Genomic DNA, 3,976 nt, shown 5'->3' with positions numbered 1-3,976 from the left:
GCGGATGCCGTTGAATCGCCGCGGTGAAGGCGGTATGTGGTTGACCAGCACCCGGCCTGCCGTCATGAAGGAGGCGCCTCCGGCAGCCATCAAGGCACGCCCTACGGCAAAGCCAACCAGCGAGTCGCTGGCACCGCAGACCACCGCGCCGCATCCGAATAGCGCGCACGAGAGCTGTATGAAGAGCCGCCAGCCCAGGCGCTCCATCACCCAGCGGTGGTGCGAAATCATGCCGATGGCGACCACCGCATAGAGCGTGGCCACCAGGCTGTATTCCTCAGGGCTCGCCCCGATGCTGCCCATCACCGGCCCCGCATTGAAGGCCACCACACCGGTTTGCATGAACTCGGCCAAAGGCATGGCTCCAATCAAGGCATATAGCAGCCAGTGGGGGGAGGCAGTGGTGGCGGGCGGCGGCAGAGCAACAGAATTGTTCATGGTTGGCTCCGTCAAATTAGTGCTGAAGCGGTTCTTTCAGCGGAGCACCCTGGTCGCCGATCAGCCACGCCAGCAGTTTTGCCGGTTGTGTGTTGCTGGCATTTTTGGACACCAGGTGGCCGATGCGGGGTGTCTCGTACCAGGACTGGCCGGCCTTGTAGGTCACCGGTGCCTGGCCTTCAAGCTGCGACACGATCTCGCCCTCAAGCACATAGGCAAAGACCGAGCCGGAGTGGACGTGCGGCTGCGATGACTGTCCCGGTGCGTAGCTGACGACGGCCATCACCACCTGCTTACCCGCAACGTCTGGCAATGTCTGCTGCTGCAGCGGGGTGATAGCTTCCTGCCCGGCTGCGTCACCATGGGCCAAAGCCCATGGGCTGAAAAGTACGGTGCATGCCGCGAGCATCACCGCGATGGTGGATCTGGTCTTCATCGAAGTTCTCCTCAAGCTGCCGGCATTTTTCGGAAACCGATGGACAGGCGGTTCCAGCTGTTGATGGTGGTAATGGCCAGTGTCAAATCCACCATCTCGCGTTCACTGAAGTGCGCGCTCAGGTTGTGGTAATCCTCGTCGGATGCATGGGTTTGCGCAATGTTGGTGATGGCTTCCGTCCAGGCCAGCGCGGCACGTTCCCGGGCCGAAAAGAATGGCGTTTCACGCCAGACCGATACGGCATACAGACGGCGCTCGGTTTCGCCCTTTTTGCGGGCATCGCTGGTGTGCAGATCCACACAGTATGCGCAGCCGTTGATCTGCGATGTGCGCAGTTTGATGAGCTCCATCAGCGGGGCTTCCAGGCCCAATTTGATGACCGCCGCCTCCAGGGCGATCAATGCCTTGATGGCATCGGGTGAGGCTTTGTAGAAGTCGATTCTTTGTTCCATGGTGTGCTCCTTGGGGGGTTGATAATGCACAAATGGTAGGTCTGGCGATGGTCGCTGCAGGCGGCCAATCCGAAGCAATTGCAGGAGACCATTGCATGGAATTGCATGTCGTCATCGAGGGGAAAAAGGACCTCACTGGCCAGCTGTACCGCCAGATCAAAGAAGCCATTCATGCCGGTCGACTCGCCGCAGGCGAGCAATTGCCGCCCTCACGCTTGCTGGCGGAGCAGCTTGGCCTCTCGCGCAAAACGGTATCTGAAGCCTATGCGCGGCTGACCTACGACCGGCTGGTGGTGGGCCAGGTGGGGGTGGGCAGTTTTGTCAGCGACCAACCATCCCGCAGGGCCCAGGCGGCGCACGCACCCGCGCTGGCCGGCGCTGCGGTCGCGGCCCAATGGCGCAACATGCCAACGCCACTGCGCCATCCTTCTCCGGCCGGCACCGCGCGCTATGAATACATTGGGGGTTCGCCCGACCGAAGCCTGTATCCGCAGGCCGACTGGCGCCGCTGCGTGCTGTATGCCTTGCGGGAATGCGCCAAGTCGCGCGGTATGTACGGCGAAACCGAAGGCTTGTTTGCGCTGCGTGAATCCATTGCCCGCCATGTCGCCTTTTCCCGCGGCGTGCGCTGCAGCTTAGGCGATGTGGTGGTGACCAGCGGCGCGCAGCAGGCGCTGGACTTGGTGGCGCGGGTGCTGGTGGAGCCGGGTTGCACGGTCGCGGTCGAAGACCCAGGCTACCCGCCAGCCCGATTGTTGCTGGCGGCGCAAGGCGCGAATGTCGTAGGTATTTCAGTGGACAGCGAAGGCATGGTGGTCGAGCAGATTCCCGACGGCACCCGCCTGATCTACACCACGCCAGCCCACCAGTTTCCGCTAGGCATGCCCATGAGTATTGCGCGCCGCCACGCCTTGCTGGCGCGGGCGCGGGCCCTCGGGGCCATCGTGATTGAGGACGACTACGACAGTGAGTTCCGCTACGAAGGGCGGCCCACCGATTCCCTGCAAAGCATGGACACACACGGCTCGGTGGCCTATGTCGGCACGTTTTCCAAAACCCTGTCGCCCGAGCTCAGGCTGGGCTACCTGATCGCACCGCCCGCCATCCTGGAGGCCGTGTGTGTGGCCAAACACCTGACCGACTGGCATACCTCTATCCCCGCCCAATGGGCACTGGCCAAATTCATGTCGGATGGTGGCCTGCTCAAACATATCCGGCGCTGCCATACGGCCTATGCAGATCGGCGCGAGCGCATCGTGCAGCGCTTCCAAGGCGACCTGTCACCCTGGTTTGAACTGGTACCGGCCACTGCGGGCTTCCATCTGGCTGCACTGTGCAAACAAGCTATCGATATGAAGTTGCTATTGACTCTGGCACGAAGGGTGGATGTGGGCCTGTATCCGTTGGATGTTTTCTACCATTTCGCACCTCCACGGCAGGGCCTGATACTGGGCTACGGTGCCATCGATGCAGCAGACATCGACACCTCGCTCAACAGGGTTCGCGACATCCTGCAAGAGATTGCTTAAGCGCCTGTTCACGATGTGCTCAGCGCACACGCTGGGCCGGGTGATTCCCGCACCTTGGCCCTGCTGGATTGGTTGCCGCTGTGCGTGCGGATCGGCTCGCGGGTCTGGGCGTGGGTTAGTGCCTGGGCTGGCTACATTAGCCTGAACAAGGAACCCCATGCGCCTGCGCCACATCGAAGTTTTCAACGCCATCATGCTCACCGGCAGCGTCAGCGCGGCAGCCCGGCTGATCAACGTCACCCAGCCGGCCGTCAGCCGGGTGCTGGCGCACGCCGAGCTGCAGCTGGGCTTTCCGCTATTCCAACGCACCAAGGGCCGGCTGACGCCGACCAACGAGGCGCAAACCCTGTACCCGCACATCGAGCGCCTGTTTGCCCAGCTCGACGACGTGCAGCGCCTGGCCAACAGCCTCAAACAAGGCCACCAAGACGGCGAGCTGCACATCCTGACCGTGCTGGCGCTGAGCTACGAGGTGCTGCCCCGGGCGCTTAAGCTGTTCCGCCAGCAGCATCCGAATGTGGTGGTGACCATGGACGCGCTGCATTCGCCGCAGATCATCTCGTCCCTGGTGCTGCAAGAGGCCGATGTGGGTTTTGTTTTCAGCGCCATCGCCCACCCTTCGCTGGAGCAACGCCACCTGGCCGATGGCCGCATGGTCTGCGTAGTACCCAAGGGCGTGCTGAGTGCCAAGCAAGTCAAACATGGCGTGGTGAACCTGGCCGACCTGGCGCAAACGCCGGTGGTGAATATCGATGTGCGCGACCCAGTGGGTTCGACCCTCAGCCACGCCTGCCGGGAGGCCGGGGTGGGGCTGTCATCGGCCATAACCGTGCAGACCTACCACGCGGCGCTGGCGCTAGCGCACCACGGCCTGGCCGTGGCCCTGGTGGACAGCTGCACCGCTTTGTCTGCCGACGCCAGCAAGGTTGATGTGCTGGTGCTGGAGCCGCAGATCGTGGTGCCCATCAAGGCCTTGCGCGCGGTCAACCGACCGGGCTCGCTGCTGGCCAGCGCTATGACGCAGTGTGTGCAGCAGGTGGTCGAAGCCGCTCTGCACCCGAGCTGACCACACCCCGGCCCAGCAGTCCATCGGCCAGCACCTGGGCCGTGCCAAACGCCAG

At 63.0% G+C, this 3,976-nt stretch carries 5 protein-coding genes; 2 read left to right on the top strand and 3 right to left on the bottom strand.

From position 1 onward, the window contains the following. The 3 genes from ABI213_RS11945 to ABI213_RS11935 all read right to left on the bottom strand — a co-directional run. Positions 1-438: MFS transporter (locus tag ABI213_RS11945; RefSeq protein WP_348027249.1), on the bottom strand; the 438-nt coding region annotated here is incomplete at its 3' end. Positions 439-454: 16 nt separating this feature from the next. Continuing rightward, positions 455-874: a cupin domain-containing protein gene (locus ABI213_RS11940; RefSeq protein ID WP_348005806.1), complete on the bottom strand. Its 420-nt coding sequence runs from the start codon at positions 872-874 to the stop codon at positions 455-457. Between the two features lie 11 nt (positions 875-885). Then, on the bottom strand, positions 886-1,326 hold the full coding sequence (locus ABI213_RS11935; protein ID WP_348005805.1) for a carboxymuconolactone decarboxylase family protein: 441 nt from the start codon (positions 1,324-1,326) through the stop codon (positions 886-888). 95 nt (positions 1,327-1,421) lie between these two features. Between ABI213_RS11935 and ABI213_RS11930 the strand changes: the two genes are divergently transcribed. Both ABI213_RS11930 and ABI213_RS11925 read left to right on the top strand, forming a co-directional pair. Beyond that, complete coding sequence (locus ABI213_RS11930; RefSeq protein WP_348005804.1) at positions 1,422-2,855, top strand: PLP-dependent aminotransferase family protein; 1,434 nt, start codon at positions 1,422-1,424, stop codon at positions 2,853-2,855. Between the two features lie 157 nt (positions 2,856-3,012). After that, a complete protein-coding gene (locus ABI213_RS11925; protein WP_348027247.1) occupies positions 3,013-3,921 on the top strand; it encodes a LysR substrate-binding domain-containing protein in 909 nt (302 codons plus the stop codon). The last annotated feature ends 55 nt before the right edge of the window (positions 3,922-3,976 follow it).

The organism is Rhodoferax sp. (genome assembly GCF_039922535.1).
Classification (GTDB): Bacteria; Pseudomonadota; Gammaproteobacteria; order Burkholderiales; family Burkholderiaceae_C; genus Rhodoferax_B.
The sequence above is the reverse complement of the archived record's forward strand: the minus strand, read 5'-3'. Positions and strand labels throughout refer to the sequence as shown.